Source organism: Streptomyces sp. NPDC102437 (assembly GCF_044765565.1).
Classification (GTDB): Bacteria; Actinomycetota; Actinomycetes; order Streptomycetales; family Streptomycetaceae; genus Streptomyces.
In genome coordinates, this window is record NZ_JBIWKI010000009.1 from 18,005 (window position 1) to 42,910 (window position 24,906).

At 71.8% G+C, this 24,906-nt stretch carries 24 protein-coding genes and 4 pseudogenes; 14 read left to right on the forward strand and 14 right to left on the reverse strand.

Features of this window, described 5'->3' with window-relative positions:
• Positions 1-2 precede the first annotated feature (2 nt).
• On the reverse strand, positions 3-1,157 hold the full coding sequence (locus tag ACIRJP_RS13625) for a winged helix DNA-binding domain-containing protein (RefSeq protein ID WP_404172346.1): 1,155 nt from the start codon (positions 1,155-1,157) through the stop codon (positions 3-5).
• Positions 1,158-1,289: 132 nt separating this feature from the next.
• Between ACIRJP_RS13625 and ACIRJP_RS13630 the strand changes: the two genes are divergently transcribed.
• Positions 1,290-2,165: a DMT family transporter gene (locus tag ACIRJP_RS13630; protein WP_404172348.1), complete on the forward strand. Its 876-nt coding sequence runs from the start codon at positions 1,290-1,292 to the stop codon at positions 2,163-2,165.
• Between the two features lie 137 nt (positions 2,166-2,302).
• The gene (locus ACIRJP_RS13635; RefSeq protein ID WP_351252758.1) at positions 2,303-2,728 is read left to right on the forward strand and encodes a cold shock domain-containing protein; all 426 of its coding nucleotides are present in this window, start codon (positions 2,303-2,305) and stop codon (positions 2,726-2,728) included.
• 23 nt (positions 2,729-2,751) lie between these two features.
• Here ACIRJP_RS13635 and ACIRJP_RS13640 read toward each other — a convergent pair whose 3' ends face one another.
• Complete coding sequence (locus ACIRJP_RS13640; protein WP_266728817.1) at positions 2,752-2,982, reverse strand: DUF6296 family protein; 231 nt, start codon at positions 2,980-2,982, stop codon at positions 2,752-2,754.
• A 321-nt stretch (positions 2,983-3,303) separates the two neighbouring features.
• Here ACIRJP_RS13640 and ACIRJP_RS13645 point away from each other — a divergent pair, with 321 nt between their 5' ends.
• On the forward strand, positions 3,304-3,759 hold the full coding sequence (locus ACIRJP_RS13645; protein WP_404172353.1) for a DUF5709 domain-containing protein: 456 nt from the start codon (positions 3,304-3,306) through the stop codon (positions 3,757-3,759).
• A 151-nt stretch (positions 3,760-3,910) separates the two neighbouring features.
• Positions 3,911-4,279 (forward strand): nuclear transport factor 2 family protein, encoded by a 369-nt coding sequence (locus ACIRJP_RS13650; protein ID WP_404172356.1) that lies wholly within the window; start codon positions 3,911-3,913, stop codon positions 4,277-4,279.
• A gap of 46 nt (positions 4,280-4,325) precedes the next feature.
• Here the strand turns inward: ACIRJP_RS13650 and ACIRJP_RS13655 are convergent, their stop codons facing one another.
• The 4 genes from ACIRJP_RS13655 to ACIRJP_RS13670 are packed head-to-tail and all read right to left on the reverse strand — an operon-like array spanning position 4,326 to position 7,293.
• Complete coding sequence (locus ACIRJP_RS13655; protein ID WP_404172359.1) at positions 4,326-4,826, reverse strand: SRPBCC family protein; 501 nt, start codon at positions 4,824-4,826, stop codon at positions 4,326-4,328.
• Positions 4,827-4,840: 14 nt separating this feature from the next.
• Entirely contained in the window at positions 4,841-5,782 is a 942-nt protein-coding gene (locus ACIRJP_RS13660) for an alpha/beta fold hydrolase (protein ID WP_404172362.1), read from the reverse strand.
• 30 nt (positions 5,783-5,812) lie between these two features.
• On the reverse strand, positions 5,813-7,063 hold the full coding sequence (locus tag ACIRJP_RS13665; RefSeq protein WP_404172365.1) for a beta-ketoacyl-[acyl-carrier-protein] synthase family protein: 1,251 nt from the start codon (positions 7,061-7,063) through the stop codon (positions 5,813-5,815).
• The gene (locus tag ACIRJP_RS13670) at positions 7,060-7,293 is read right to left on the reverse strand and encodes an acyl carrier protein (RefSeq protein ID WP_404172368.1); all 234 of its coding nucleotides are present in this window, start codon (positions 7,291-7,293) and stop codon (positions 7,060-7,062) included. Before ACIRJP_RS13670 ends, ACIRJP_RS13665 begins: the two co-directional genes overlap by 4 nt.
• 276 nt (positions 7,294-7,569) lie before the next feature.
• Here ACIRJP_RS13670 and ACIRJP_RS13675 point away from each other — a divergent pair.
• The 9 genes and pseudogenes from ACIRJP_RS13675 (at position 7,570) to ACIRJP_RS13715 (ending at position 18,924) form a co-directional block, all read left to right on the forward strand.
• Positions 7,570-8,238: pseudogene (locus ACIRJP_RS13675) on the forward strand (nitroreductase family protein).
• 230 nt (positions 8,239-8,468) lie between these two features.
• Complete coding sequence (locus ACIRJP_RS13680; protein ID WP_404172371.1) at positions 8,469-10,010, forward strand: peptidoglycan-binding protein; 1,542 nt, start codon at positions 8,469-8,471, stop codon at positions 10,008-10,010.
• 287 nt (positions 10,011-10,297) lie between these two features.
• Positions 10,298-11,752 carry an MFS transporter gene (locus ACIRJP_RS13685; protein WP_404172374.1) on the forward strand — a complete coding sequence of 485 codons (1,455 nt, stop codon included), beginning with the start codon at positions 10,298-10,300 and terminating at the stop codon, positions 11,750-11,752.
• A gap of 94 nt (positions 11,753-11,846) precedes the next feature.
• Positions 11,847-13,418, forward strand: coding sequence for an FGGY family carbohydrate kinase (locus tag ACIRJP_RS13690; protein ID WP_404172377.1), 1,572 nt, complete (start codon positions 11,847-11,849; stop codon positions 13,416-13,418).
• A 74-nt stretch (positions 13,419-13,492) separates the two neighbouring features.
• Positions 13,493-15,166, forward strand: coding sequence for an FAD-dependent oxidoreductase (locus tag ACIRJP_RS13695; RefSeq protein WP_404172380.1), 1,674 nt, complete (start codon positions 13,493-13,495; stop codon positions 15,164-15,166).
• Positions 15,163-16,716 carry an FAD-binding oxidoreductase gene (locus ACIRJP_RS13700; RefSeq protein ID WP_404172383.1) on the forward strand — a complete coding sequence of 518 codons (1,554 nt, stop codon included), beginning with the start codon at positions 15,163-15,165 and terminating at the stop codon, positions 16,714-16,716. The genes ACIRJP_RS13695 and ACIRJP_RS13700 overlap by 4 nt, the downstream gene beginning before the upstream one ends.
• A 104-nt stretch (positions 16,717-16,820) precedes the next feature.
• Positions 16,821-17,480, forward strand: coding sequence for a glycerol-3-phosphate responsive antiterminator (locus ACIRJP_RS13705; protein ID WP_404172386.1), 660 nt, complete (start codon positions 16,821-16,823; stop codon positions 17,478-17,480).
• A 5-nt stretch (positions 17,481-17,485) separates the two neighbouring features.
• A complete protein-coding gene (locus ACIRJP_RS13710) occupies positions 17,486-17,788 on the forward strand; it encodes a putative quinol monooxygenase (protein WP_404172389.1) in 303 nt (100 codons plus the stop codon).
• Positions 17,785-18,924, forward strand: coding sequence for a zinc-binding dehydrogenase (locus ACIRJP_RS13715; protein ID WP_404172392.1), 1,140 nt, complete (start codon positions 17,785-17,787; stop codon positions 18,922-18,924). The genes ACIRJP_RS13710 and ACIRJP_RS13715 overlap by 4 nt, the downstream gene beginning before the upstream one ends.
• Positions 18,925-18,987: 63 nt before the next feature.
• Here ACIRJP_RS13715 and ACIRJP_RS13720 read toward each other — a convergent pair whose 3' ends face one another.
• The 3 genes from ACIRJP_RS13720 to ACIRJP_RS13730 form a co-directional block, all read right to left on the reverse strand.
• Complete coding sequence (locus ACIRJP_RS13720; protein ID WP_404172395.1) at positions 18,988-19,419, reverse strand: nuclear transport factor 2 family protein; 432 nt, start codon at positions 19,417-19,419, stop codon at positions 18,988-18,990.
• A 107-nt stretch (positions 19,420-19,526) separates the two neighbouring features.
• Complete coding sequence (locus tag ACIRJP_RS13725; protein WP_404172398.1) at positions 19,527-20,105, reverse strand: dihydrofolate reductase family protein; 579 nt, start codon at positions 20,103-20,105, stop codon at positions 19,527-19,529.
• A gap of 118 nt (positions 20,106-20,223) precedes the next feature.
• Positions 20,224-20,757, reverse strand: a complete 534-nt coding sequence (locus tag ACIRJP_RS13730) for a DinB family protein (protein ID WP_404172401.1) — start codon at positions 20,755-20,757, stop codon at positions 20,224-20,226.
• Positions 20,758-21,019: 262 nt separating this feature from the next.
• On the opposite strand from ACIRJP_RS13730, the gene ACIRJP_RS13735 reads away from it, so the two are divergent.
• The gene (locus ACIRJP_RS13735; RefSeq protein WP_404172404.1) at positions 21,020-22,285 is read left to right on the forward strand and encodes an MFS transporter; all 1,266 of its coding nucleotides are present in this window, start codon (positions 21,020-21,022) and stop codon (positions 22,283-22,285) included.
• On the opposite strand, the pseudogene ACIRJP_RS13740 reads toward ACIRJP_RS13735, so the two are convergent.
• The 5 genes and pseudogenes from ACIRJP_RS13740 to ACIRJP_RS13760 all read right to left on the reverse strand — a co-directional run bounded on the left by ACIRJP_RS13740 (position 22,272) and on the right by ACIRJP_RS13760 (position 24,685).
• Positions 22,272-23,037, reverse strand: a pseudogene (locus ACIRJP_RS13740) (urease accessory protein UreD). The gene ACIRJP_RS13735 and the pseudogene ACIRJP_RS13740 sit on opposite strands and share 14 nt — an antisense overlap.
• Positions 23,038-23,102: 65 nt before the next feature.
• Positions 23,103-23,351: pseudogene (locus ACIRJP_RS13745) on the reverse strand (GTP-binding protein); the annotation flags it as partial.
• Positions 23,344-24,000 (reverse strand): annotated as a pseudogene (locus ACIRJP_RS13750) (urease accessory UreF family protein); the annotation flags it as partial. The pseudogenes ACIRJP_RS13750 and ACIRJP_RS13745, both read right to left, overlap by 8 nt.
• 41 nt (positions 24,001-24,041) lie before the next feature.
• Positions 24,042-24,386: an urease subunit beta gene (gene ureB / locus ACIRJP_RS13755; protein ID WP_404172407.1), complete on the reverse strand. Its 345-nt coding sequence runs from the start codon at positions 24,384-24,386 to the stop codon at positions 24,042-24,044.
• Positions 24,383-24,685: an urease subunit gamma gene (locus tag ACIRJP_RS13760; RefSeq protein ID WP_404172410.1), complete on the reverse strand. Its 303-nt coding sequence runs from the start codon at positions 24,683-24,685 to the stop codon at positions 24,383-24,385. The genes ureB and ACIRJP_RS13760 overlap by 4 nt, the downstream gene beginning before the upstream one ends.
• Positions 24,686-24,906 lie beyond the last annotated feature (221 nt).

A 24,906-nucleotide genomic window follows, 5' to 3' on the forward strand; every position in this document is an offset into this window, starting at 1 on the left:
GCTCACTCCCCGAAGTCGATGAACGTCGCGAACCGGATGTCGTACCCGTCGGTGCCGTCCGCCGACGGCGCCATGGCGGACAGCATCCGTACGGCCTCCTCCGTGACCGCGTCACGATCCGCCCGGCTCAACGTGCCGAAGGGCTGCACGGTGAGCGTCCCCGCCCCGGAGCCCGGCCGTCCACCGTCGCCCAGCCGCCAGACCGCCGCGAGGAACCCGTCGACGAGCACCGTGCCGTACGCCTGGTTGCCGTTGCCGTTGCGCCCGTGGAACCGCGGCGGGATCACGCGGGCACGGTCCGCGTGGCCGAGCAGCACATTGTCGAATTCGGGCAGGAAGCGCGGCGGGGCCGGGGCGTCCTCGTCCGGGCGCGGGGCGTCCGGCAGGTCGAAGAGCTCGCCCCCGTTCTCGTCCCGGAAGGTCATGAGCTGCGGTCGCAGCCGCTCGAACACCTCCCGCAGCCGGGTCAGCCCGGCCCATGACTGCATGTCCTTCACCGAGGCCGGCCCGAAGCCACCGAGGTAGCGCAGCACCGCGGCATCGGGTGCGGGGGCCGGCTGCGACGCGGCGCCGAGCCAGTGCTCGACGGTGGTCAGCGCGACCTGGCCGCTCCTCCCCCAGACCCCGCGCGGGGTGACCTGGACCAGCGGCAGCAGGCAGCGTGCGGCCACGCCCAGGGACTGCGGGTCCGCGTCGGGCCACTCGGCGTGCAACGCCTCGCGGATCTCCCTGGGCGTACGGGGCCGCTCCTCGACGAACTTCCTGGCGACCGACCGGAGCCGGTCCCGGTCCACCCCGGCGAGCCCCTTGCGGAAGATGTTGAGTTCCCGGTCGCGGGCCGGCTGGACCAGCGGGCGCAGGGTGAGCGCGTCGGCGGCGGTGTGCAGGTGGATGGTGGAGCGCAGGGTGACGATGCGGACCACCTCGCGGGACTCCATCAGCCCGGCGAGCTCGCCCGGGTCGAAGCCGTCGAGGCGGGCGTGGAGCTGGTAGTAGGGCGGTTTGGTGTTCTGTGCCTGAAGTCCGACCAGGTGCTCCACGGCGTCCTTCGCGGACATCGCGGTGCGGCGCAGCAGCAACTGGCGCTCCAGCGTGGCGCGGTTCAGCGCGCGGGGGGAGAGCACGGCGGGTGCGGCGGGGTTCTTCCTGACGGCCATGGGGTGCACGCTACGCGGGCTTGCGGACAGCTTCGGTCCTCTTCGGGAAACGCGTCCCGCATCCGTACGCCCCGCCATGCCACCTGGTCGCAGGACCGGGGATCGGGAGACGGCCGCCCGCATCATGGGTCGGTGATCAGTGTCCTGTTCGCCGTTCTCACCGCGCTCAGCAATGGCACCGCCTCCGTGCTCCAGCGCCGTGCGGCCCGTACCGTCCCCGACAGCGAGGCGATGCGCCTGTCGCTGATCGGGCATCTGGTGCGCCAGCGGCTGTGGCTCGCGGGGATCGGCCTGGTGATCGTCGCGGCCGTCTGCCAGGCGGTGGCGCTGGCCACCGGGCCGATCGCCGTGGTCCAGCCGATCTTCGTGATCGAGCTGCCCGCCACGCTGCTGATGGCCGCGTTCGTCATGCGCGTCCGGCTGCCACGGCGGGTCTGGTACGGGGTGGCTGCCGTGACGTCCGGGCTGGCCCTGGGCATGGCGTCCGCGGCCCCCGGCGGCGGCAGTACGAGCGTGCACGGGGTGGCCTGGATCCCCGCACTGATCCTGACCGGGCTCTTCGAGGCAGCGCTGATCGGCGCGGCCCTGGGCAGCCGCGGCAACACCCGGGGCGCGCTGCTCGGCCTCGCCGCCGCGTGCGGGTACGCCCTGACAGCCGCCCTGATGAAGGACGCCATGGCACGGCTCGGAGGGGGCGGCGGGGCGGCGGCGCTCTTGACGTCCTGGCAGCTGTACGCCACCGCGGCGGCCGGGGTGGGCGCGCTGTTCCTCCTCCAGAACGCCCTTCAGGCGGGCACGCTGGTCGCCGTCCAGCCGATGCTGACCCTCGGGGACGCGCTGATCAGCGTGGCGTACGGGGTGACGCTGTTCGGCGAGGAGCTGCGCACCGGATGGTGGGTGTTGCCCGAACTGGTCGCGCTCGCCCTGATCACGGCGGGCTGTGTCGAGTTGGCCCGCTCCCCGCTGGCCTCCGGCAGGCCGGCCCCGCCCTCGGGGAGGGTGAGATGAGCCGGCGCGGGGGTGTCCTCCCCGGCCCGGGGTGATTGCTCCCGATCGGGTCGCGCGGTCGACCGCTCAGGGCTATTCTCCGGTCTAGCCAGGTGTGGCGTACGGGCAAGGGGCCCGTTTCTTTTCTGGGGGTCGGTGTGGTTTCTGGTCGCGTTGTGCGGTTCGACGGAGCTCGGGGATACGGCTTCATCTCGCCCGATCACGGGGGCGAGGATGTCTTCCTCCATGTGAACGACATGCTGATCCCCGAGTCCTACGTACACACGGGCACGGCGGTCGAGTTCGAGATCGAGGACGGTGACCGCGGCCTGAAGGCGTCGTCCGTCCGGCTCGCCGAGGGACCCGACGGGAAGCCGCTTACTCCGCCGAGGACGGTGGGCGTGGCCGCTTCCGGAGGGCCCGACGACGACACCCTGTGCGATGTGCTCAGCGCGGCCGAGTACACCAGGGACGTGACCGACGTACTGCTGGAGTCCGCACCGTCGCTGACGGGTGCCCAGATCCTGCAGATCCGGCGCGGGCTGCTGCAGTTCGCCAAGAACCACGGCTGGACCGAGGGCTGACACCCCGGGGCGTACCCGGCCGTTCAGCCGCTCGGCTCCCGCACCACCAGCGGGGTGCCGAACACCTGGTGTCCACCGCTGGCCAGCATGCGCACCTCGCCCCGGTCGCTGATCTCCGCGCGCACGATCCCGGTCTCGTCCTCGTAGATCGGGAAGCCGCCCGCCCCCGACTGTTCCGTGCGCCGGACCGTCACCGTGTCGTCCTCGACCGCGGACGCCTGAAATACCAGCTGGTAGCTCTCCGGGTAATCCATGACCGTTCTCCGATAGCGAATGGGGCAGAGGGCATGTTCCGCCCGCATCTTCCATGGTCCCCCCGACCGGTCCGCGGCGCCCGGGCAGCAGCCCACGGCTGGGGCCTTTCGTTCGGATCGAGCCCCTGCGTGATCCAAACGAAAGAACCTGGGGCCGCTTTCCTCGCCGCCCACGGCCGGGCGGGCGGGAGACCGTTATCCTGAAGCCATACGGGCGGTTCGACAGCACTCGGGTTCATATCGCATGAATGACCCCCTTTCTCCCGAGTCGTGTGCACGGCATGCACGCCCGGGATCCCGAAACCGGGAAGGGACAACGCCATGAACGATGCCGACAGGGGAGACGACGTCTACCAGCCCCAGCAGCAGCCGGAGGCCTCGGACCTCACCGAGCAGCTCGACGTCGCGGACACCCTGGACAACCGGGGGCTGACCGACGCGCTCGACGAGGGCTACTCCCCGCCCGAGCGGCCGTGGGCGGTGGAGGACCGGGGCACCACCGCCGCCGAACAGCACGACGGCGAGACGCTGGACGGCCGCCTGGCCCGCGAGCTCCCCGAGTCCTCCGACCTGGTCGGCGACGGTCTGGGGGACCTGCCCGACGGCGACGGCGAGCTCTGGGACGCGGAGGTCGGCACGGTGCGCGCCGGCCGGCTCACCCGGCAGCTGGACATCGACGAGCCGGACACCATGGCGGGCGAGGACGTCGGGATCGACGGGGCCGGCGCGTCCGCCGAGGAGGCCGCCATGCATGTGGTCTCGGACGGCCGGATCTGAGACGGCGCCTCCCCCTCCCCCTCGCCGTGGAACGGGCCGCGCGGACATTACCCCGGAGGTAATCGACGCCCTCCCCGGCATCGGACATCGTGTTCCTCACCAGCACACGAGAGCCCGGCCGGTAGCCGGGACACGAGGAGAGGGCATCGCGATGACCGCATACGACGAGTCCGTTCAGCGCTACTTCGCCGCCTGGAACGCGGCTACCGACGAGGAACTGGCAAAGGCCGTGGCGGCCGCCTTCACCGAGAGCGCCACCTACACCGACCCGCTGGCCGATGTGCGCGGCCACGAAGAGCTCGCGGCCACGATCGACGGCGCTCATCAGCAGTTCCCCGGCTTCGAGTTCCGGCTCACCGGCACGCCGGACGGCCATCACGACATCGCGCGGTTCGGCTGGGAGCTGGTCTCCACCGCCGACGGCTCGGCGCCCGTCGCCGGCTTCGACGTGATCACCCTCGCCGACGACGGACGCATCACCTCGGTCAGCGGCTTCCTCGACCGGGTGCCCGGCGCCTGAACGTCCGCCGGAGGCATGAGGCGGGCCCCACACCGCACCACCCGCCTCAGGCCGGCTCGTCGAGGAACTTCCCGCCCTCCAGAAGGGTCTTGAGCGTCGAGAGGATCGCGACCCAGCCGTCGCTGACACCCTCCAGCATCCTGCTGTCCGGGCTGTCGAACCCGTCATGGGTGAGCGTCAGCTTGATCCCCAGCTCGGGTTCCCCGGCCGGTTCGATGTCGAAGGCGACCTTCGACCGCTCCCGGACGGCCCGCTCCCACTCCTCGTCCGAGGCGAAGTCGAACATCTGGCGGTGCATGGGCTGGAGGGTGTGCCAGGTGTACGAGAGCCGCCTGCCGGGCTCCGCCTCCAGAACCCGCTGGCCGACCTCCTCGAACTCGCCGTCCGGATCCATCTTCCAGCGGACCGGAGCGCCGGGCTCCCAGGTCGAGTCGGGGCCGTAACCCCCCATGTAGATCTTGATGAGCTCGGGGTCGGTCAGCGCGTGATAGAGCTTCTCGGCGCTGGTCTGGATATAGATGGCGTAGACGAACTCGGGCTTGTCCATGACGGTTCCTTCCCTCACTGGGTGTCGGCGAAGTCCCGTCCCGCCGGGGCGGGCGAGGTCAGTGACTGCCCCGGGAGTGCGGCCGGGTGTGTTGTCCGGACAGGCCCCAGTCCGGGGGCCGGCTCCAGCGGGCGGTCGGTGAAGAATCGGGCCGCGAGGTCCGCGACGTCGTCCGGACGCTCCAGGACGACCCAGTGGTCGGACTCCCCGATCGTGACGAACCGGCTGCCCTCGATCGTGGCCGCGAAGGCGCGCTGCCGCTCCGGCGAGGTCACCGTGTCGTGCTCGCCCGCGAAGACCAGGGCCGGTACGCCGGACAGCCCGCCGGAGAAGTCCGGCCGGTGCCCCAGTGCCCGGTGCAGCGACAGCGCGGCGTGCGGGGAGCCGGTGAGGGCGTACAGGAACGAACGCCTCACATAGCGACGCGCCAACTCGCCGCGATGGACCTCGCGTTCGGGGTCCTGGCACATCAGCACCCCGGCGGCCAGTGCGGCCAGTCCCTCCAGGTCGCCGGTCTCCAGCCGGTCGACGGCGCGGCCCCACCGGTCGCGCTGCTCGTCGGTGATGTGGGCGGGCACTCCGCCGAGCATCAGCCGGGCGATCCGGCCGGGATGCTGCTGTGCGCAGCCGAAGGCGATGGAGGTGCCGTAGGAGAACCCGAAGAGGTTGGCCCTCTCCACGTTCAGATCGTCGATGATCCCGGTGACGGCGGCGTGCAGGACGTCGTCGCCCGCACCGGGCGGGAGCAGGTCTGCGTCGCCCATGCCGGGCAGGTCGGCGGTGACCACGGAGGCGAGCGGCCCCAGGTGGTCGTCCATCTGTGGCCAGCCGTACATCCCCTGGAGCGCGCCGCCGAGGATGATGACCGGCTCGGTGCGCGACAAGGGCTGTCTCAGTACCCGGTAGCCGTAGCGCAGCCCGTCCACCGACAGGGTCCGGATGATCTCGTCGGCCATGGTGGTTCCGCCTGCCTCTTGGTTTCCGGGTCAGGCCCTGGTGAGAACGAGTGCGGCGTTGTGTCCGCCGAAACCGAGCGAGGTCTTGACGGCCGCGTCGAACGTTCCCCGCCTGGCCTCCTTGCTCACCACTTCGATGGGGATCGCGGGGTCGGGGGCGTCGAGGTTCACGGTGGGCGGTACGAGTTGGTTCTCCAGCGCCAGCACGGTCAGTGCGGTCTCGATGCCGCCGGCGGCGCCCAGGGTGTGTCCGGTCATCGCCTTCGTCGAGGTCACCAGGGGGTGCTCGCCCAGGACCCGGCGCAGCATCGTCGCCTCGATGAGGTCGTTGGAGACGGTCGAGGTGCCGTGGGCGTTGACATGGCCGATGTCCCGGGGCGCGATCGCGGCGTCCGCGAGCGCCGAACGCAGCGCCCGCTCGATGCCCAGCCCCTCGGGGTCGGGGGCCACGGCGGAGTGGGCGTCGCTGGAGGCGCCGTAGCCGGCGATGTGCGCGCGGACGGTGGCGCCGCGGGCCAGGGCGTGTTCCGGCCGTTCCAGCACGAGGAGTCCGGCGCCCTCTCCAACAACGAAGCCGTCCCGGTGGGTTTCGAAGGGGCGGCAGGCCGCCTCGGGGTCGTCGCGCCGGGTGGAGACGGCCTTGAGCTGGCAGGCGCTGGCGATCAGCAGCCGGGAGCAGACCGATTCGGCGCCGCCCGCGATGACGATGTCGCAGGCTCCGGTGCGGAGCATCTGGTGGGCGGTGCCGATGGCGACGGTGCCGGAGGAGCAGGCGGTGGAGACGGCCTGGCTCGGGCCGAGGGCGCCGAGGTCGGTGGCGACGCTGCTGGCCGCGCCGTTGACGACGGTGAGCGGGGCGAGTTTCGGGGAGACCCGGCGTGCGCCGCGTTCGGTGAGGGTGGTGTGCTGCTCGTCGTAGAACGGCAGTCCGCCGTGGGCGGAGCCGATCACGACGGCGACCCGTCCGCCGTCCCAGACCGCGGGGTCGAGACCGGCGTCGGCGACGGCCTCGCGGGCCGCGATGACGGCGAGTTGGGAGAAGCGGTCCATCAGCCGCGCGGTCGCCACCCCGAGCAGTGCCCGCGGGTCGAGGCCGGTGATGGTGTACATGAAGTCGCAGGGCAGGCCGTCGAGTTCGGGCCGGTGCGGCACCGACGGGGCGCTGGACGCCTCATGGACGGTGCGCCAGGTCGCTTCGGCCCCGGTGCCCGCGGCGGTGGCCATGCCGATTCCGGTGACGCCGGCGGCGAACGGCTCGGGGCGGTACGGGCGGCCCGTCACGCGGCTGCCTTGCGGTGCACCAGGTCGACGAGCTGCCCGACGGTGTCCCGCGAGGACAGCTGGACATCGTCCAGATCGACGCCCATCCGGTCCTCGATGATCAGCCGCAGTTCCTCCAACGCCAGTGAGTCGAGACTCAGATGGCGGAGCGACACCTCCGGGGCGATCGCGAGGGGGTCGGTGCCGAAATTCGCCACCAGCAAGGTGCTGATCTCTTCTGTCGTGCTCATTGTGGCGCTCCTGCGCTCTCGTACGCGGTGACGCCCTGCCGCGTGAGGTGTGAGTGTCATCGGGGGACGCCGACTGGCCCGGAGGAACCATTTATACGCCTTCGCGAAGGTCGAGCCGGTCGGCGTTCCCTCGTGCGGTGGGGGGGCCGTCCAGGTGTACGAATTCAGCGGTTCACGGCGCTCGACGGGCCTCCCGCCGCCGGTGCCCGGCCCGTGAACTCCGCGATCACGACGATCGACGCGACTCATGCGGACGGGCCCGCGCTCTTCCCGACCATGTCCACCATGCGCGCGATGCGCCGCCTGAAGCCGGAACCGGTGCCGGACGAGACGCTGGAGCAGCTCATACAGGCGGCCGTCTGGGGTCCCAGCGGCGGCAACATGCCGTGTTACGAGTACGTCGTGATGACCGACTGCGGGGTGATGGCCCGTCTGGCGCCGCTGTGGAAGCGGTGCGTGGACGCCTATCTGGCGACGACCGGGAAGGTACGCCCCGAAGGGCATGGACTACGCGGCGTACGGCCGGATGGTCGCCGCGATCGAGTACCAGCACGACCACTTCGCCGACGCGCCGGCGCTGATCGTGCCGTGCTACCGGTTCCCGGAGCCGCGCCTGGACGAGGAGGGGCTGCTGGCCTCCGCGCAGGCCCTCGGCCCGGCCGCGTCCGAGCACATGGTGAACACCCGGCCGCGCTTCCAGGCGCTCGCCGAGGGCTCCTGCGTCTATCCGGGCGTGCAGAACGCCCTTCTCGCCGCGCGGGCCCTGGGGCTCGCGGCGAACATCCCGTCTGGCATCTGATGCTGGAGCAGGAGTGGAAGGAAGCCCTCGGCATCCCCGAGGACATGCACACCTATGCCGCCATTCCGGTCGGATGGCCGCAGGGCAACTTCGGCCCGGTGCGGCGGCGCCCGGTGGCGGACGTCATCCACCGCGACCGCTGGTAGGACGACCCCCCTGTCGGTCCCGCCCTGTGACGGCCCGTCCACCGGCCGGGCGGGCCGCCTGATTGGGCATCAACTCCATTGGAGTGAGCGCCAGTTCGACACACCTGCCAATGATTGTCATGCACTTGGCGGATAGATACGCTGAGCGGGCTTCACGGCCCTCGGCCCACCCCACTCGGGCCCGGGGGCCGTCCCCTTTCCTCTCTTCCCCCCACCGAGCAGGAGCAGGTATGCCCAGCCGCGCCGCCGCCCACACAAAGGGCCGCGCATCCGTCCTGGCGGCCCTCACCGCCACCGTCCTGACCGTGACCGGCACGCCGGCCTTCGCCGCTTGGGACGACAGCCAACCCATGGACCGGGCGTTCACCCGGGCCGCCGCGGAGTTCGACGTGCCGCGCGATCTGCTCGCCGCCGTCGGCTACGGCGAGACCCGGCTCGACGGCCACTCCGGGCGCCCCAGTCAGGCAGGCGGCTACGGCGTGATGCACCTGGTGAGCAACCCCACGAACCGGACGCTGGAGCGGGCGGCGGCCCTCACCGGCAAGCCGCTCGCCGAACTGCGCACCGACACCGGGGCCAACATCCTGGGCGGCGCGGCGGTGCTGCGCGCCTACGCGGACAAGCTCGGCCTCGACGCCCGGGACCGCGACGACATCGACGCCTGGTACCCGGCCGTCGCCCGGTACGGCGGTGCGCAGGGGGCCGCCGCCACCCTCTACGCCGACACCGTCTACACCTTCCTGGCCTCCGGGCTGCACACGGTCGTCCCCGGCGGTGAGCGGATCTCGGTGACGAGCCGTCCGGTCGCCCCGCACAAGGGTGCGCTCGCCGATACCGATGTACGTACGCAGAGCCCCGACTACCCCTCCGCGAAGTGGGTCCCCGCCGCCCCGAACAACTTCGCCCCCGGTCGCTCGGCCAAGATCGGCAAGGTGGTCGTCCATGTCACGCAGGGCTCGTACGCGGGCTCGATCAGCTGGTTCCAGAACCCGACCGCGCAGGTGAGCGCCCACTACGTGGTGCGCTCCTCGGACGGCGAGATCACCCAGATGGTGCGCGACAAGGACACCGCGTACCACGCGAAGAGCGCCAACGCCTCGGCGCTCGGCATCGAGCACGAGGGGTTCATCGACGACCCGTCCTGGTTCACCGACACGATGTACCGCTCCTCGGCGGCGCTGACCAAGTCGCTGTGCGACCGCTACGGGATCCCGAAGGACCGGGCGCACATCATCGGGCACAGCGAGGCACCGGGCAACAACCACACCGACCCGGGGCCCTACTGGGACTGGAACCGCTACATGGAGCTGGTCGGCGGGAGCTCCGGCGGCGGCAACAGCGGCGACGGGCTGAGCTTCACCTCGTACGCGACCCAGCAGAGCGGCTCGACGGGCGCTCAGGTCAAGGCGGTCCAGCAGCTGCTGAACGACCAGGGCTACCCCACGGGTTCGGTGGACGGCAGTTTCGGCCCGGCGACGAAGACCGCGGTGTCGGCGTACCAGGCGGCGCGCGGGCTGAGCGCCGACGGTGTGGTCGGGCCCAGGACGTGGACCGCGCTGCTGTCGGCCGGGACGACGCCGAGCCTCCAGCAGGGTGTCTCGGGCGACGGCGTGAAGCGGCTCCAGCGCTCGCTGACCGCGGCGCTCGGCACGACGGTCGGCATCGACGGCAGCTTCGGCCCGGCGACGGTGACGGCGGTGCGCAACTACCAGACGAGCCGGGGACTGACGGCCGACGGCATCGTGGGGCCGGGCACCTGGGCGGCGCTGTAGACGGGCCGCTGACGGGCTTTCCGCGCGGGCGGGCGGGGCGGGTGCGGACCGTCCCGCCCGCTCGCGGGATCCATGTCACGTTCAAGTAACCTGCCGGAAACCCTTGACGTTTCTCCTGGCGCGTTCTTAACCTCACTGCGTAGTTCGCATTCCTTGCAGTTCACGTGCTGCGGCGCTTTCCGCAGTGTTTTGACAGGCACAGACATAGACCACCTGTCGGTGGTTTCGTCATGCCTGTTTTTTTGTGCTCCCCGTGCCGCCGATGGGTCTTCCTCGAAGGCGGATTCATGGCACAACGTCCGAGCGTCAAAGGCGTCGGCGACGTCGTTGCGCTCATCGATGGGCTGGGAAAGATCACCGGCCGGGCGCAGGTCATCTGGTTTCTCGTGTTCGGCGGGCTGTTTCTCGACGCCTATTCGAATGCCGCGCTGAGCGCCGGTCTGGGGCCGATGACGACCCAGATGGAGCTCACCAGCACGCAGGTCTCGATCCTCACGGCCACCGCTCCGGCCCTGGCGATCATCTTCAACCCGGTCGGCGGCTGGCTCGCCACCCGGATCGGCCGCGTTCCCCCGCTGCTCATCGCCAAGGTGTTCGCCATCGCGGGCGCCCTGCTGGCCGCATTCGCCGGCGACTTCACCGTCGTCTGGCTCGGCCGGGTCCTGGTGGGTGTCGCGTACGGCATCGACTTCGCCGTCGCCATGGCGCTGCTGGCCGAGTACACCCCCGCGAAGCTGGGCGGCCGGCTGAACCTGTGGCAGGCCGTCTGGTACGTCGCCACCACCAGCAATCTCGTGCTCGCCCTGGTCTTCTTCAACCTGGACGTCGGCGCGGACATCTGGCGCTGGTCGGTCGGCTCGGCAGCGGTCGTCGCCGTCGTGCTGCTGCTGGGGCAGTGGCTGATGCTGCGGGAGAGCCCCACCTGGCTGGCGAGCAAGGGCCGGCTGGACGAGGCCGTGGTCAACCTGGACCGGATCTACGGCATCCAGGCCGTCGCCGGGAAGCCGGACGAGGCGACCCGCGCCGCCACCGAGGCCCCCGCCATCGGCTTCCGGCAGGCCGGGCTGCTCTTCAAGGGCGAGTACCTGCCGCGCACGGTGCTGTCCTCGGTCATCTCGCTCGGGCAGTCGATGCAGTACTTCGCGGTCGGCTGGTACCTCCCGCTGATCAGCCTGACGATCTTCGGCGAGAGCTTCGAGAAGGCGACGATCGGCTCGATGGTCTTCAACGCCTTCGGGATCGCGGGCGGGCTCCTCTCCGCGTACTTCGGCCGCCGGCTCGGGCTGCGGCTCAGCTCCGCCGCCGGCTTCGCCGGGGTGTTCGTGGCGCTGCTCGCGATGGGGCTGACCTTCGAGAAGGTGCCCACGGCCGTGGCGTTCCTGCTGCCGGTGCTGTTCATCCTCTGCCACTCCGCGGGGCCGGGTGCCAACGGAAAGTCCATCGCCGCGCTCTCGTACAGCAGTGACGTCCGTGCGCTCGGCACCGGTGTCACCGGGATGGTCGGCAGCTTCGGCAGTGTCGTCGGGCTGTACGTGTTCCCGCAGATCAAGGACTCGCTCGGGCTCGCCGACACCTTCCTGGTGCTCTCCGTCGTACCGCTGCTCGGCCTGATCACCTGCCTGGCGATCAAGTGGGACCCGACGAAGGCCGCCTCCCCCGACGAGGCCGCCGGACAGGACCGGGCCGCCATTGCCGCCCGGTCGGGTGCGCCGGAATCAGCGGAGTCCGTGACCGCGCGCTGACCGGCCGCCGGGCCCGTCGCACCACACGATGGTCACCTCCCCTCCCCCTCCCTCCGCACAGCTCGCTCGCGATGCTCGTAATGAAAGGGCTGCAATGACGCAGACGCTCCCCGGCGCCGCCCCACGGCGCGGTGTGCTGTCCATCGACGAGGGCACCACGGGCACCCGGGCCGGAGTCGTCCTCGACTCCGGCGCCGCCCACGAGGTGTTCTACCGGTCGATCGAGGTCAGCCATCCGGACGACCTCTCGGTCGAGCAGGACCCGATGGAGATCTGGACCGCCACCGTCGAGGTGGCGCGCCGGGCCGTCGGCCGGGCCCGCGAAGAGGGCATCGAGATCACCGCGGTGGCGCTGTCCACGCAGCGGGCGACCGCGATGCTGTGGGACCGGGTGACCGGACGGCCGCTGCTGCCCGCGGTGGTGTGGCAGGACCGGCGGCACGCGGCCGAGCTGACCGCGTACGAGGCGGAGTGGGACGCCGCCCTGCTGGCCCGGCAGGGCCGGCCGGTCGGCGCCCGCGCACCGTTCCTCTGGGCCGCCAGGCAGATCGCCGCGCACCCGGAGGTGGCCGCCGCGCACCGCGAGGGCCGGCTGCTCTTCGGCACCGTCGACACCTGGCTGATCTGGCGGCTCACCGGCGGCGCCGTGCACGCCACGACGCCGACGAACGCCGCCTCCACCGGTGGCTATCTGCTGGAGCGGCACGCCTGGGACGAGGAGTGGATCGGCCACCTCGGCTTCCCCCTCGACCTGCTCCCCGAGCTCCGCTCCGACGACGCCGGATTCGGCACCACCGATCCGGCCGCCCTCGGGATCGCCGTCCCGCTGGCCGCCTCCATGGGCGACCAGCACGCCGCACTCGTCGCGCTCGGCGGCCTCGCCGCCGGGCAGGGCATGTGCGTCTACGGAACCGGCGCCTTCGTCGACGCGGCGACCGGCACCACGCCCGCCCTGCCTCGGCCGGACATCTCCGGGGTGCTCGCCCAGCCCGGCCGACGGCAGGGCGACATCAGCCACTACAGCCTGGAGGCGTACACCTCCACGGCGGGTTCGGCGCTGCGCTGGCTCTGCGACGACCTGGGGCTGTTCGCATCGCCGAAGGAGCTCGGTGAGGAGGCCGGCCGGGTCCCCACCCGGCCGGGCCGCACCCCGCGTTTCGTCCCGGCGCTCGCCGGGGTCCGTACGCCGGTCTGGCACCCGGAGGCCACCGCCTCCCTCACCGGGCTCACCCTCGCCACCACCCGCGCCGACCTGGCCCGCGCCGTGCTCGACGGGATCGCGCACTCGGTGTGTGACCTGATCGACGGGGTCGCCGGCACCATGGGCACCCCGTTCACCCGGCTCCGGGTCGGCGGCGGCGTCTCCGGCAGCGACCCGCTGATGCGGATCCAGGCCGATCTGACGGGCCTGCCGCTGGAGCGGGTCTCCGACTCCGCCACCGCCAGCCTGCGGGGCACCGCGTATCTCGCCGGTGTCGCGCAGGGCCTGTGGTCGTCGCTCGAAGAGGTCGTCGAGGCACAGCCGCCCGGCCGGATCTTCGAGCCCTCGATCACGGCGGCCGAACGCACCGCGCAGCGCTCCGCCTGGCGCGACGTGCTCATCGCCCACCTGAACGACCCCGCCCTGCTCCCCCTGCGGGACCCCGAACCTCACACCCCCCACTGACGGCCCCCCGACCGTCTCCCGGCGGCCGGTACCGACCACGCGGCCGCCGCACCGAAACACCAGGAGTTGATGTTGTGATCACCATGCCCGCCCGGAAGCCGCGGCGCAGCGCCGCGGCGACCCGCCGAACGCCCCTGCTGCTCGACCGGGCGGCCCTCAAGCGCCGGCTGGCCGACGACACGTACGACGTCCTCGTCATCGGCGGCGGCATCACCGGGGCCTACGCCGTGCTCGACGCGGCCTCGCGCGGGCTGCGCGCGGCGCTGGTCGAGAAGGACGACTTCGCCTCCGGTACGTCGTCGAAGTCCTCGAAGATGGTGCACGGCGGCCTGCGCTACATCGAGCAGGGCAACGTCAACCTGGTCCGCCACTCGCTCCTGGAGCGGCACCGCTTCCGCAAGAACGCCCCGCACCTGGTGCACCGGCTGCCGTTCCTCTTCCCGATCCTGGAGAAGGAGGGCATCTTCGACGCCCGCCTCGCCAAGGGCTTCGAGGGCCTGCTGTGGACGTACGACCTGGTGGGCGGCTGGCGGATCGGCAAGCTGCACCAGCGGCTCACCGTTCCCGAGGTCCTCGCGCAGGCGCCGACGCTGCGCGCGGAGAACCTCAAGGGCGGGCTGATGTACTTCGACGCCCGTACCGACGACGCCCGCCTCGTCCTCACCATCGTGCGGACCGCCGCCGCGCTCGGTGCGACGATCCTCAACGGGGCCAGGGCCGAGGGCCTGCTGATGCAGACGGGCAAGGTGTCCGGCGCCCGGGTCTCGTCGGACGGCGACACCTTCGACATCCGCGCGCGGGCCGTCGTCAACGCCACCGGCGTCTGGACCGACGAGCTCGACGCGAAGGCGGACGACAGCCACAAGCCGCAGGTCAGGCCCGCCAAGGGCGTCCACATCGTGGTGCCGTGGGACAAGGTGCGGATCAACTGCACGGTCACCGTGCCGATCCCCGGCCGGGCCCGCCGCGCGACCTGCACCCGCTGGGGCAACAGCGTCGTCCTCGGCACCACCGACGAGGACTACCAGGGCTCCCCCGACGACGTGCACTGCACCCGCGAGGAGATGGACTTCCTGCTGGAGGGTGCCAACACCGCGTTCGAGGGGAAGCTCACCCCGGACGACGTGGTCGGCTCCATCGGCGGTCTGCGCCCGCTGGTCGGCGGCAAGGAGGGCGCGACCCTCGACATGCGCCGCGACCACCACATCACCGTCGGCCGCACCGGCATGGTGACGGTGACCGGTGGCAAGCTCACCACCAGCCGGCACATGGGCGAACTCGTCATCGACAAGGTGATGACCGTCCTCGGCCGCAAGGGCAGGAGCCGCACCACCGACCTCCCGCTGCTCGGCGGCGCCGGTTACGACGCCGAGGCCGTCGCGGCCTCCGGCGGCATCGCCGCGCACCTCGGCGAGCGCTTCGGCACCGAGGCCCGCTTCGTAGGCGACCTGATCCAGGACGACCCGTCGCTGGCCGAGCCGATCGTCGCGGGACTCCCGTACACCAGGGCCGAGGTCGTCTACGCGGCCCGCGCCGAACTGGCCCGCTCGGTCGACGACGTGCTCTCCCGCCGGATGCGCGCCCGGCTGTTCGCCCGGGACGCGTCCGCCGAGGCCGCCGGGGCCGTGGGCGCGATCCTCGGCCGGGAACTGAACCTCTCGGAGGCCGAGGTGGAGCGTTCGGTCTCCGAGTACCTCGCAGCCGTCCGTCACGAAAAGTCCGTACTCCTCGAAGGGGCAGCAGCATGATCAGCCGTCAGACCATCACCCACCCGTTCAACCGGGGCAACTACACGATCGGCGCCCCCAGCTTCGCCAAGTGGGCGCAGAACACCCCGATCGGAGACGGCGAGGCCGCCCTCCAGGTGGACCCGGTCGAGGTCCCCGAGACCGTGATCGAGGCGCTGCGCGAGGCCGCGCACGCGGTGCACACCGCCCGCGAGGAGGTCGTCTCCCGGACCCGCGACTGGTGGGCCGGCTCGATGATCGGCGAGACCGAGGGCCGTCCCGCGACGCCGGACGCCGTGATCGTCGAGGCGGCCGACGCCGACCAGGTCGCGGCCGTGCTGCGGATCTGCCACGAGGCGGGCATCCCGGTCACCCCGTCCGCCGGGCGCTCCAATGTCACCGGCGCGGCGCTGCCGGTCTTCGGCGGCGTCGTCCTGGACGTCTGCGGGCTGAACGCGATCACCGGCTTCGACGCCGAGTCCAACATCGTGGACGTCCAGGCCGGCATGTTCGGTGACCTCTTCGAGAAGCAGCTCCAGGAGGAGTACGGCGTCACCACCGGCCACTGGCCGTCCGCGTTCGCCGTCTCCACGGTCGGCGGCTGGATCGCCTGCCGCGGCGCCGGCCAGCTCTCCACCCGCTACGGCAAGATCGAGGACATGGTCGTCGGCGTGGACGTCGTGCACGCCGACGGTACGCGGGCCACGTACGGCGACTACGCGCGCGCCGCGGTCGGCCCCGACCTGCGCCAGCTGTTCGTCGGCTCCGAGGGCACCCTCGGCGTCATCGTCTCGGCCCGGCTGCGGGTCCACCCGCTGCCGGAGTACGCGAACGCTGTCGCGTACGGCTTCAAGACCTTCGCCGAGGGCCTGGACGCCTGCCGCAAGATCATGCAGCGCGGGGCGACCCCGGCCGTCCTGCGGCTGTACGACAACCTGGAGTCCGGCACCCACTTCGGCCACCCGGAGACCAACCTCCTGCTCGTCGCCGACGAGGGCGACCCGGTCATCGTCGACGCCTCGATCGAGGTGGCGAAGGAGGTCTGCGAGGCGTACGGCCCCGAGCTGGACAGCAAGGCGGTCTTCGAGCGCTGGCTGGACGAGCGGATGCTGGTCGGCAAGTCCGCCGACGGCTTCAAGCCCGGCCCGGGCTTCGTCGCCGACACCCTGGAGATGGCCGCGTCCTGGACCGACCTCCCGGTGATCTATGACGAGGTGGTCGCCGCGATCCAGTCGGTGCCCGGCACCCTGGCCGCCTCGGCCCACCAGTCCCACGCGTACACCGACGGCGCCTGCGTGTACTTCTCGCTGCGCGGCGACGTGGCTCCCGAGTCGCGCCGCGACTGGTACCGCTCGGTGTGGGACGCCGCCAACGCCGTACTGATCGAGCACGCCGCCGCGCTCAGCCACCACCACGGCTGCGGTCTGCTGCGCGGCCCCTACGTGGAGGAATCCCTCGGGGCGGGCTTCGCGACCTTCGTCGCGGTGAAGAAGGCCCTGGACCCGGCCGGCATTCTCAACCCTGGCAAACTGGGCCTTCCCAGCCGATTCGGTACGTCTCCGCTGAACTGACCCCAGGGCCGCTCGTCCGGATCCGGCCGATCCGGCGTGATCCGGACGAGAGGCCTCAGGCCGGCAGCAGCCACGAACCCCTCCCTCTCAGGCAGGCCCTTGCCATGACCCCTTCCCCCTCCAGGTCCGGTGCCGCACTCGACCCCCGGCTCACCGCGGCGTTCGCCGAGGTGCCGGTCGTCGCGTCGGTGGTCGGCACCCAGCCGCTGCGCGAGTTCCTGACCGCACCGGCGAAGGTGTGCATCCTCGCGTCGTTCGCGGTGGGGCAGCTGCCCCAGGTCGTGCCGGCGCTGGGCCGGGCGGGGAAGACCGTGTTCGTGAACGTGGACAGCAGCCCCGGTCTGGCTCAGGACCGGGGCGCGCTGGAGTTCATCAAGAACATGGGCGCGCACGGCGTGGTCAGCACCCGGCTCTCCCTCATAGAGAAGGGCCGCCCGCTCGGCCTGCTGACGATGATGAAGGTGTTCGTCACCGACCGGTCCAATCTGCGCCGCTCCACGGACGCGATCTCGCGCGGGGCGCCGGACCTGGTCGAGATCATGCCCGCCCCGATCATCGCCCGGATGAGCGCGCAGGCACAGCGCGCGATGACCCCGTCGGTGGCCGCGGGCTTCGTGGAGACCCCCGCGGACGTGGCACTCGCGCTGGCCCTCGGCTCGGCCGCGGCCGCCACGTCCGACCCCCGCCTCTGGCACCTGCGCCGGGACCAGCTGCCGCCGGTCCCGCCCGGCGCCCTCAAGAGGCCCGCCCCACCCCAGGAGTGACCCCCATGACATACGTCGTCGTAGCCCGCTACCGCACCAGGGCCGGCGAGGAGGACACCGTCCTCCCCCTGCTCGACGCGATGGCCGCCGCCTCCCGGGAGGAGCCCGGCAACCTCGCCTACCGGATCCACCAGGGCACCGAGGACCCGCGGGCGATCGTGCTGTACGAGGAGTACGCCTCCGAGGCCGACTTCACCGAGCACTGCGCCACCCCGCACTTCCAGGAGCTCGTGCTCGGCAAGGTCGTCCCGCTGCTGGAGAGCCGCGACGTGCTGCGCTGCGCCCCGCGTCCGGAGGTGGCGGCGTGAAGACCCGTGCGGTGGTGCTGCGCGGGACGTCGACGGCCCGCCCGTACTCCGGTACGCGCCCGGTCGAGGTGGAGGAGCTGGAGCTCGGCGCCCCGCGCGAGGGCGAGGTGCTGGTACGGATCGCCGCCGCCTCGCTCTGCCACTCGGACCTCTCGGTGGTCAACGGCGACCGGGTCCGCCCGCTGCCGATGGCGCTGGGCCACGAGGCGGTGGGCGTCGTCCAGGAGACCGGACCCGGCGTCGGCCGGGTCTCCCCCGGCGACCATGTGGCGCTGGTCTTCGTGCCGAGCTGCGGCTTCTGCGGCGACTGCGCGGCGGGCCGCCCGGCCCTGTGCGCACAGGCCGCGGCGGCCAACGGTTCGGGTGCGCTGCTGCACGGCCCGTCGCTGCTGACCGACGCCGCCGGCAACCGGGTCCACCACCAGCTGGGCGTCTCGGCGTTCTCCGAACACGCGGTACTGGCCCAGGAGTCGGTGGTCCCGATCCCCAAGGACATCCCGTTCACCGTCGCGTCGATGTTCGGCTGCGCGGTCCTGACGGGGGCGGGCGCGGTCATCAATACGGCGGCCCTGCGTCCGGGGCAGTCGACCGTGGTCTACGGCCTGGGCGGGGTGGGCCTCTCCGCGGTGCTCGGAGCCAGGGCGGCGGGGGCGTACCCGATCATCGCGGTCGACCCGGTCCAGGAGAAGCGCGAACTGGCGCTCCGGCTGGGTGCCACGCATGCGTACGCCCCCGATGAAGCGCTGCGGCAGATCCGCGAACTGACCTCCGGCGGAGCCGAGTCGGCGGTGGAGGCGGTGGGCAGCCCCAAGGTCATGGCCGAGTGCCTGAGCGCCGTGGCCCGGGGCGGCAAGGTCGTCTCGGTGGGCCTGCCCGCACCGGACCGGGTGCTGGAGGTCCCGGCGCTGGCGTTCGCGGGCGAGGGCAAGTCGTTGCTGGGCTCGTACATGGGCGACGCGGTGCCGCGCCGAGACATCCCGAGGTTCCTGGACCTGTGGCGGGCGGGCCTGATGCCGGTGGAGCTGATGCACACGGGCACACTGCCGCTGACCGACATCAACGCGGCGCTGGAGGAACTGGCTTCCGGCCGGGCCATCCGCCAGGTCATCGACACCTCGGGGATGCTGGACGCCTGACACCCGGCGTGATCCGTGTCCCCGCCTGCGGCGCCCCCGGCTGTCCGGGGGCGCCGTCGGCCCTCACCTGTCGGCCTCCTCGGTCTCCGGCGCGGCCGTGGGCGTGAAGTGCAGGAAGATCTTGCGCCGGCTGATGCGCCATCCTCGCTCTCCGCGCACGATCACATCCTCATAGGTCACGCTTCCGCACTCGCCGTCCGGTCCGGCACCGATTCCCTTGGACCGGGCATGGACCCGGCCGTCCCCGGCCTCGGTGAGGACGATGTTGGTGACGTGGTGGCCGACGGGCGCGCCCGGCTTGCCCGACCGCGCCCGCGCCATGTCCCGGAAGGCGGCCAGGCCGTGCACCTCCCCGTGCCCGAGGTTCGAGGTCTCGTAGACGATGTCCTCGGTGAACAGCTCGTCCAGCCGGTCCAGTTCGTCGTTGTCGACCAAGTGCCCGTGCAGGGCGAGCAGTTCGGAGATGTCCAGACGGTCCTCGACACTGAGCGTCATCGCCGGTCCTTTCGTGAGAGCTCTCGCGACGGTGCGGCAGTTATACGGGGGTGCTCCCCCGGCGACCCGGCACAGCACCGCTCACACACCGCCGTGGCCCGGCGAGTTCATTCCGGTGGAGCAACCGCGCGGCGACCGTAACGAAGCAGGACCACCCCGTTGCCGAATTCCCGGGTCTCGGCCAACCGGAGGCCGGTCCGGCCCGCCGAGGCGGGGAAGAGGGGCTTGCCCCGGCCGATGACTACCGGATGGACGTAGACGCGGTACTCGTCGACCAGGTCGAGCCGCATGAAGGTCGCGGCGAGATCGGCGCCCCCGAGACACAGGTCCCCGCCGGGCTGCGCCTTCAGCGCCGTGATCTCCTCCGCGTCGACCTCCCTCCTGATCGTGGCGTTCCGGCCGGCGTGTTCCAGGGTCCGGGAGAACACGATCTTGGGCGTCCCCCGCCAGATACCGGCGAACTCCGCCTCGATCTCGGTGGCGGAGGGGTCAGAGTCGGCGGTCGGCCAGTAGTCCTCCATGAGCTGATAGGTCACCCGGCCTTCGAGGAAGGCGCCCATGCCGCTGAGCAGCTCGTTGAAGTGACGGTGCAGTTCGTCGTCGACCAGGTGCCAGTCGATGTCGCGGTCCGGCCCCTCGATGAAGCCGTCGAGGGACACCGAGGCCATCAGGACGATCTTCCTCATCGCAATCCTCTTCCGCCGCAGACGTCGCGCCGCGCGGTTGCCCGGCGCCAGAACAGTTGACGCCCCGGCCGCGCGCCTGGCAACGAGTGACACGCATCGCGGACGGGGGCGGGCAGGGTCAGTAGTGGCCCGTCCTGCCGTCCAGGAGCTCCCTGATCGCGTCCAGATGTCCCGCGTGCCGGGCGGTCTCCTCGATCATGTGGAACATGATCCAGCGCAGGCTGGCGTCCGACGCATCGAAGTCCGGATGCCGTCCCACATCGTCGAGCGACTGTGCCGCGAAGGTCTTGTTCGACACCGCGACCTGCCGGTCGTAGTCGTCCAGGAGCTCCGCGAGCGGGACGCCTTCGACCCTCATTTCGGCGTCCTCGGGTTCGTCGAACATCGGCCCCACGGCCGGGCGTCCCAGCAGAACGACCTCGAACCAGAGGTGCTCGGCCCAGCGGAGGTGTGACATGACACCCGCAATCGTCATGAGCGGCGAGGACGGCAGGACGGGGCTATGCGCGTCCGCCTCCGAGAGTTCCTCGCACTTCCAGCGGGCGGTCGCGCGTTGCGTGTCGAGCCAGCCGACGAGCTGGGTCCGCTCGTCCGCTCCGTGGGCGGGGCGCTTGCGGGAGGGATACGAGGAGAGGTACGGAGAGGGCGACATGGGCGTCGAAGCCACCCGAGGCGATGTCACATATCACAGCGCATATCAGCGATGTCACGCCTCACGACGCACACCGGCCGGCGCGATGCCCAACTCCCCCTCCACCCGGGCCTGTCGCCCTGATACCTTGGCCGACATGTTCCTCTCCCGTGCGTAGGACCCCGTACCGACCGCACCCCTCGTTTCCGCCGGGTGCGGCACTCCGGTGTCCCCGCATGCCCGCAGCGCCCTCTGCCGCGCTGCCCTCACGAGGAACGTATCGATGCTTTCGCCATCACCCGTGCCTTCGCGCACGCCTTCGTACGCCACCGTCCTGCGTACCCCTCACGCCGCCCGCACCTTCGGTGCCGCTCTGCTGGGGCGGCTCTCGTACGGGATGGTCTCGCTCTCTCTGATGCTGGCGGTGAACGCGAGCGTCGGCTCGTACTCCGTCGCCGGTGCCGTCATGGCGCTCTTCGGGGCGACCAGTGTCTTCCTCTCCCCCGCCCGTGCCGCGCTGATCGACCGGCACGGGCCGCGCCGGGTCCTGCCGCCGCTGGCCGGGGTCTACGCGGTGCTGCTCGCCGCCCTCGCGTACGCCACCTGGCGGCCGGGGGCCCCGGCGCTCCTGCTGGCGGCGCTCGCCGCCGCCGCTGGGGCCTTCTCACCACCGCTGGGGCCGGTGATGCGGACCCTGTGGAGCGGTCTCGTCACCGACCGGGAGCTGTTGCGGCGCGCCTACAGCCTGGACGGTGTCGCCGAGGAACTCCTCTTCGTCAGCGGCCCGTTGCTGGTGGGGGTGGTGGTGAAGTCCGCCTCGCCCGCGGCCGGGATCGCGGTCAGCGCCGCGCTGATCCTCGTGGGCACGCTGGCGCTGGTGTCCTCACCGGCGGTACGCGCTGCGGGCGTGGCGCCGTCGGACGACAAGGCCGCCCGACCGGACGACCCGCCGGCCGGGCGGCGGCTGCTCGGCGTCATCGGGCTGCGGCACGCGATGCTGGTGACGGCGGCCGTGGGGTTGTGCCTGGGGGGTCTGGATCTGCTGGTGGTGGCATTCGCCGAGCAGCGCCACCAGGGCACGGAGGCCGTGTCGTGGGTGCTGGCCGCGCTCTCGGCCGGAAGCGCGGTCGGGGGACTCGCCTACGGCGCCGTCTCCTGGCGGGCCTCGAACCGGGCGAGGCTGCCGCTGCTGGCCGCCGGACTGGGAGCCGCCGTGGCCGGGGCCGGACTGTCGCCCGGTGTGTACGTGCTGGCCGCGCTCGCCGCGGTGGCCGGGCTGTTCGTCGCGCCCGCGCTGACCACCGCGTACCTCATCGCGGACGAGTCCGTGGGCGCGGGCAGTCGTACACAGGCGGGTGCCTGGGTGAACACCGCGGTCAACGCCGGGTCGTCGGTGGGTACCGCGGCGGTGGGTCTGCTGGTGGACCGGCTGCCGCCGGCCGTCTGTTTCGCGGTCGCGGCGGTGCCCGCGCTGTTGTGTGCGGCCGTGGTGGCGCGCGGATCGGTGGCCCGGGGAGCGGTGGCGCGCGGCGCGGTCAGCCGCTCGTGACCGTGGAGGTGCGCACACCGGATCCGTCCGGTGTGCGCCACTCCTCCCAGACCGCGGCCAGGTCCGCCTCGATCGCCGGCGCCACCGCGTCCAGCAGCCGTACCTGAGCCCCCGGCCCCGGCAGGTCCATGCGGTACGGGTGGGGCCGGCCGGCCGGGGCGGCGCCGAGGGCGGTGACCGAGCCGATGACGCGGTTGTGGCCCAGGATGCCGGGGAGTTCACGCAGGTCCGGGTCCATGAGGTCCAGGTCCTCGACCAGCAGCTCGCAGCCGTCGTACGTGGCGTGCGTCATCGCCCGGACACCGCCGCCCCGCTCTCCGGAGCGCCCCAGGACCAGGGTGTCGCGCCACAGCATTCGCGCCCCGGCCGCCAGTGTGACCGCCATCGAGCGCTCGACCGCGGCACCCGTGGAGATCACGAACGGCCGGGCGTCCCAGCACAGTTCACCGCCCTGCGCGATGTCCACCCGGGCCCGCCAGCTCGACGTGCCGCCTCGATGGTCGTACGCGACCAGGCCGGACGGCTCGACCAGCTCAGCCGGGCGCCGGGGCCGACCGAGAGGTCCAGCAGCAGATCGTCGCCCGCCAGCAGGCCCGCCCGGGTGCCGACCAGGGCGATCCGCAGCCGGTCGGGGGGCGGCAGCAGGGGGCGGGGGCGAGGAAGGCGCCCGGACGCAGTTCGCGGGCGATGTGGCGGTTCGAGCCGTCGCGCTCCACGGCGCCGACGGTGGGCTCGGCGGACTCCGCGGTCACGAGCCGTCGTGGCTGTGACTGTGGGGGGCCATCGGGCCCGGGGCGGTGGGGATGTTGGTTCCTGATCGTTCGGCGGGCAGCACGCCGGCCGAGCGGAGGAAGCGGGCGTCCTCGTCGGTGTAGATGTCGTTGGTGACGACGGCCATGTCGAGTTCGCCGGCCAGCTCGCGGCAGAGGGTGGCGAGGATCGAGCTCTTGCCGGTGCCGACCGGGCCGGCGACGCCGAGGCGCAGGGCGCGCGGCCGGTGGGTGTGCTCGTGTGTGTGCTCGTGGGTGTGCCCGTCGGGCGCGGCGTCGAGGTGCTGGTCAGGCAAGGAAGAGTCTCCGTTCTCGTTGTGCGTGTTCGAGCGCCCACTGTTCGGTGAGCGGGGGCGTACGGGCGGGCAGTCCGGCCGGGGTCCGTACCGCGAGGGCCTCGGCCACCGCGGCCGCCGCGTGCGGTTCGGCGGCGAGAATCCAGGCGACCGAGTCCAGCGGATCGCCGGGCAGCAGCTTGAGCGCCGCCGAGGTGATGGTCTGGAGTTCGTCGTAGACGACGCCCCGCGCCAGCCCCTCCGGTGACACCTCCATGACGGCCCCGAGTGCGCCGAGGGCCACCGGCCGCAGCGGGCGGGGGCGGACCCCGGTCAGGGCGGTGACCGCCGGCTGGCCGGGGGCCAGCCTGCGCACCAGGCGCTGCACGCCGCCGCCGAGCGTCGCCGATGCCTCGCGCAGGGGTGCGGCCGGGGTCCGGGCGGCGAGCGCCTGCTGTACGGGCCCGTAGTCCACCGGGTCCTGCCCGGCGGCCGGCAGGGCGAGTACGGCGGCGGCTGCCTCGGCCAGGTTCCAGGCGCCCGGGGTGACCGTGGTGGCCTTGGAACCCTCGGTGGCGCCGGTGCCGCCACCGATGACGGTGGTGGTGCCGGTGGCGAGGGCCTCGTGCAGGGTCTCCGGCATGAGGAAGTGGACGTGCGTGTCGATGGCCGTAGAGCGACGCATAGGCGGCGCGGGTCATTCGTGCCATGTCACATGCCATCCGTTCGCGCTGCCCACAGGTCGTCCGCTCGGGCGGCCCGGGTGCCCGGGACGACGATGCCGGGCACCTTCCGGCGGCCTCCCAGTTCGACGAGGGTGACCTCGGCGCCGACTCCGGGCTCGAAGCGCAGAGAAGTACCGGAAGGAATATCGAGCCGGAATCCTTCGGTCAGGCGCCGGTCGAACGAAAGCGCCGGATTCTCGTCGGGAAAATGCAGATGGGATCCGATTTGAATGGGACGGTCGCCATCGTTCACCACGGTCACATGCAATTGCGTACGGGTGTCATTGATTTTCAGTTCGCCGGCTCCGGTCCGGATCTCGCCCGGGATCACGGGATCGGCGAGGTGATCGTGACGAGCTTGCGCCCGTCCGGGAAGGTCGCCTCGACCTGGACGTCATGCAGCATCTCGGGAACACCTTCCAGCACGTCAGCGCGGGTGAGGACGCTCCGCCCGGCGGCCATCAGGTCGCTGACGCGGGCACCCTCGCGGGCGCGTTCCATGGCCCAGCAGGAGAGCAGCGCGACGGCCTCGGGGCAGTTGAGGCGGACGCCGCGGTCCCGCCTGTCACGAGCGAACATTCCGGCGACGCTCAGCAGCAATTTCTCCGTGTCGGACGGAGTGAGAAACATGGGGAAATCTCCGTGGCGACAGTCCACGGAATTTCCGGAATCACCTTTGCCACGTTCCTCTTATAAGCCTCCCGACCACGCCATGGCAACTTGCAGCGCTCCGCGATAAGTCCCTTTCTACCCTTATCGCCCACCATATACGGGCAAAGTAGATAAATTTTGTCCATCAAGAAACAGTGGAGAGAGGCGGCCGTACCCCCCGGCGGGGGCGTACGGCCGCC

What these genes read in the sequence shown, in the direction of transcription:
- ACIRJP_RS13650 (WP_404172356.1), top strand. Translation starts at nt 3,911, where the DNA reads ATGACCGCATACGACGAGTCCGTTCAGCGCTACTTCGCCGCCTGGAAC.
- ACIRJP_RS13725 (WP_404172398.1), bottom strand. Translation starts at nt 20,105, where the DNA reads ATGAGGAAGATCGTCCTGATGGCCTCGGTGTCCCTCGACGGCTTCATC.
- ACIRJP_RS13685 (WP_404172374.1), top strand. Translation starts at nt 10,298, where the DNA reads ATGGCACAACGTCCGAGCGTCAAAGGCGTCGGCGACGTCGTTGCGCTC.
- ACIRJP_RS13710 (WP_404172389.1), top strand. Translation starts at nt 17,486, where the DNA reads ATGACATACGTCGTCGTAGCCCGCTACCGCACCAGGGCCGGCGAGGAG.
- ACIRJP_RS13705 (WP_404172386.1), top strand. Translation starts at nt 16,821, where the DNA reads ATGACCCCTTCCCCCTCCAGGTCCGGTGCCGCACTCGACCCCCGGCTC.
- ACIRJP_RS13690 (WP_404172377.1), top strand. Translation starts at nt 11,847, where the DNA reads ATGACGCAGACGCTCCCCGGCGCCGCCCCACGGCGCGGTGTGCTGTCC.
- ACIRJP_RS13720 (WP_404172395.1), bottom strand. Translation starts at nt 19,419, where the DNA reads ATGACGCTCAGTGTCGAGGACCGTCTGGACATCTCCGAACTGCTCGCC.
- ACIRJP_RS13700 (WP_404172383.1), top strand. Translation starts at nt 15,163, where the DNA reads ATGATCAGCCGTCAGACCATCACCCACCCGTTCAACCGGGGCAACTAC.
- ACIRJP_RS13730 (WP_404172401.1), bottom strand. Translation starts at nt 20,757, where the DNA reads ATGTCGCCCTCTCCGTACCTCTCCTCGTATCCCTCCCGCAAGCGCCCC.
- ACIRJP_RS13680 (WP_404172371.1), top strand. Translation starts at nt 8,469, where the DNA reads ATGCCCAGCCGCGCCGCCGCCCACACAAAGGGCCGCGCATCCGTCCTG.
- ACIRJP_RS13645 (WP_404172353.1), top strand. Translation starts at nt 3,304, where the DNA reads ATGAACGATGCCGACAGGGGAGACGACGTCTACCAGCCCCAGCAGCAG.
- ACIRJP_RS13735 (WP_404172404.1), top strand. Translation starts at nt 21,020, where the DNA reads ATGCTTTCGCCATCACCCGTGCCTTCGCGCACGCCTTCGTACGCCACC.
- ACIRJP_RS13660 (WP_404172362.1), bottom strand. Translation starts at nt 5,782, where the DNA reads ATGGCCGACGAGATCATCCGGACCCTGTCGGTGGACGGGCTGCGCTAC.
- ACIRJP_RS13640 (WP_266728817.1), bottom strand. Translation starts at nt 2,982, where the DNA reads ATGGATTACCCGGAGAGCTACCAGCTGGTATTTCAGGCGTCCGCGGTC.
- ACIRJP_RS13670 (WP_404172368.1), bottom strand. Translation starts at nt 7,293, where the DNA reads ATGAGCACGACAGAAGAGATCAGCACCTTGCTGGTGGCGAATTTCGGC.
- ACIRJP_RS13760 (WP_404172410.1), bottom strand. Translation starts at nt 24,685, where the DNA reads ATGTTTCTCACTCCGTCCGACACGGAGAAATTGCTGCTGAGCGTCGCC.
- ACIRJP_RS13655 (WP_404172359.1), bottom strand. Translation starts at nt 4,826, where the DNA reads ATGGACAAGCCCGAGTTCGTCTACGCCATCTATATCCAGACCAGCGCC.
- ACIRJP_RS13625 (WP_404172346.1), bottom strand. Translation starts at nt 1,157, where the DNA reads ATGGCCGTCAGGAAGAACCCCGCCGCACCCGCCGTGCTCTCCCCCCGC.